This window comes from Chamaesiphon sp. VAR_48_metabat_403 (assembly GCF_031422475.1).
GTDB lineage: Bacteria > Cyanobacteriota > Cyanobacteriia > Cyanobacteriales > Chamaesiphonaceae > Chamaesiphon.
On record NZ_JANPLS010000511.1, the window covers coordinates 1 to 2,428 of the forward strand.

The 2,428-nt window shown below is 45.3% G+C and carries 4 protein-coding genes; all 4 read right to left on the reverse strand.

The annotated features are described in order from the left end of the window. Window positions 1-221: 221 nt before the first annotated feature. Window positions 222-773, reverse strand: a complete 552-nt coding sequence (gene gmk, locus RMO79_RS23855; RefSeq protein ID WP_310485764.1) for a guanylate kinase — start codon at window positions 771-773, stop codon at window positions 222-224. A gap of 204 nt (window positions 774-977) precedes the next feature. Further along, window positions 978-1,223: a 2Fe-2S iron-sulfur cluster-binding protein gene (locus RMO79_RS23860; protein WP_310485765.1), complete on the reverse strand. Its 246-nt coding sequence runs from the start codon at window positions 1,221-1,223 to the stop codon at window positions 978-980. Between the two features lie 52 nt (window positions 1,224-1,275). Then, the gene (locus RMO79_RS23865) at window positions 1,276-1,920 is read right to left on the reverse strand and encodes a hypothetical protein (protein ID WP_310485766.1); all 645 of its coding nucleotides are present in this window, start codon (window positions 1,918-1,920) and stop codon (window positions 1,276-1,278) included. Window positions 1,921-1,972: 52 nt separating this feature from the next. Beyond that, window positions 1,973-2,428, reverse strand: a 456-nt coding sequence (locus RMO79_RS23870) for a phycobilisome protein (protein WP_310485767.1), incomplete at its 5' end; no start/stop codon positions are given.

Genomic DNA, 2,428 nt, shown 5'->3' on the forward strand with positions numbered 1-2,428 from the left:
CGCCAAGATTAAAGATTTGGGTATTGGGTATTGGGTATTAGCGATGGGACAAAACCTAAAACCTAACAGCTGTCTTGAAAAGGTGCTCTACTTGCGGCTCACCTTTGGACGGGTTCCCCGTCAAAAAGGGTGAGACAAGACAGGGGAAACCCCAAGACCGCACTTTTCGCTAAAACCTAACACCCATCCCACTAAAAACCCATAACTAGCAACTTGGGTTACTAGACACCAGTCACAAGCTTGTCTAAGTCTGCTAAAGCCGTCTCAAAATCATCATTGATAATTTGATAATTAAACTCATCTTGCGCGGCGATTTCGACTCGTGCTTGCTCTAGACGGCGGAGAATGGCTTCGGGGCTATCGGTGCCGCGTTCGCGAATCCGAGTTTCGAGCGTCGTTAAATCGGGCGGGAGGATAAAAATCCGCAGCGCATCAGGAAAAATCTTCGCGACTTGTCTGGCTCCAGCGAGTTCGATTTCTAGAATTATCGATTTACCGAGAGCTAGCTCCGATCGGACTGGCGCGATTGGCGTACCATAATAATTACCTGCAAATTCAGCCCACTCTAATAGCTCTCCTGCGGCGATCGTCGCCTCAAATCGATTGCGAGGATAGAAATAGTAGTGAACCCCCTCGACCTCACCTGCACGGGGCGATCTGGTGGTAGCTGAGACAGATAAATATAGTTCTGGATGTCTTTCTAATAAGGCTTTGAGTAACGTGCCTTTCCCGACTCCACTCGGCCCGGTTAAAACTATCAGTTTGCCAGTCATAAAGTCTAGCTTGCGATCGGAGGGAAACTAATCCGCATTGTACTATCGATCGCGACGGCTAGCCTAGTAACGCAAGTTGCTTATAGTTTTTGAGTGTGGGGGGTGTGGGAGGTAGGACACTTGCATTTCCCTATCCCCTATTCCCTATTCCCACTCTTCTTTCCAGAAGAAAGTAACTAGCAATCTGAGTTCTGCCGCCTAATCCTAGTTCAAATTGGCTTTGGGGTAACAATGCACGATCGCTAATGAATCGTCGTCAGGTACGGTTGTAATACAGGCACGAACGGGATTTTCTTGTCCTTCAATTGCTACTTTACAGACCATGCAAGCACCTTTGAGGCAATAAGTAGGAATCAAGATTCCAGCTCGACTGGCGACATCGAGTAATGGTTCGCCAGGTTCGGCGGTGGCGGTGATTCGATCTGGTAAAAATAGGACGGTTACAGACATGTAGGGAGTAGGGAGTAAGGAGTAAGGAGTTTCCTGTTAATCCAAAATGGGATTACAAGGAGTTGAGAATTTCAGGTGTGAGCATTCCGACTTGGAGGTGGGAACGTTCGATGGATTCGATGTGGGAGACGCTACCGATGAGAAACTGCATGGAGGTTGGTGCCTCGCGCCAATTACTGGCACAGGCGCGGAGTTTATTACCAGTCAGGGTAGAAAACCAACCTGCGAGAAAACCAGCTTCGAGACTAAAAGAACGATAGCTAAAAACATCGTCGATAGTTTTACCGCTATCGATGCCCGAATTAGCGATCGTGACTACTATTAATCCGCGTTCGGCTCGGCTAAAATCGATCGAGGGTTTACCCAAACCATGTACCGCCCAAGCCGATTGGACATTGACAAAAAATTCATTAGCGATCGTTTCTAAAATCGGCTGACGATAATATTTAATCGTGTCTTGAATCATCCGATCTCCAAAACTTTTGCCCCAACTATCGCCAAAAGTATATAGAGCTAAATAAGAAGCTTCGCCAGTTTCTACGCGTAAGGTTTTAGAAATACTGCGTAATAATACTTCTGGGACGGCAATTAAGCGATCGCCATATCGGGTTGCTAATAATCCCGTAGCTGGCTGCGATTTAATATAGCCTTTGGGGCTAAAACAATTAGTTGGAATCGGAATTGCAGATTCATTCATAATTAGGAAAATGGGGACTAGCGATCGGCAGATGATGAGATCTATTTACTGGTTAATTTAATTCCGATGTTTCCGACGAAATCATTTCTTGTCCGACTTTAAAGTAAGGTTTAAATAATTTCGACTGTTCTCTGGGCAGCTCGATACAAATCGATTCATACACGAATCTAGTCCCTTGATAATTACTCAAACCCATCGCTTGTAAGATGTTTTTCTGCCAATAGATAAATCTATCTTTTAACATTTCCTCATCTTGTAGCAGCATTCCTAATGCATAACATCTGAGTGTTAAAGTCATATCGCGGCAGCAACGTTCGAGCATTGCTGGATCGATGCGATTGGTATCGGAAAAAATCTTATCATTTTGGATCGCTGCGAGTGCTCGATCTATAATCGATTTTTCGTTAGCTTCGATCGCCAAATAAGCTTCTTTGCGCTCCGACCAAGAAGACATCACATGTTCTAAATTGCGGAGATCTTGCTTGCTGGCATAAGCTCCATCTGCACC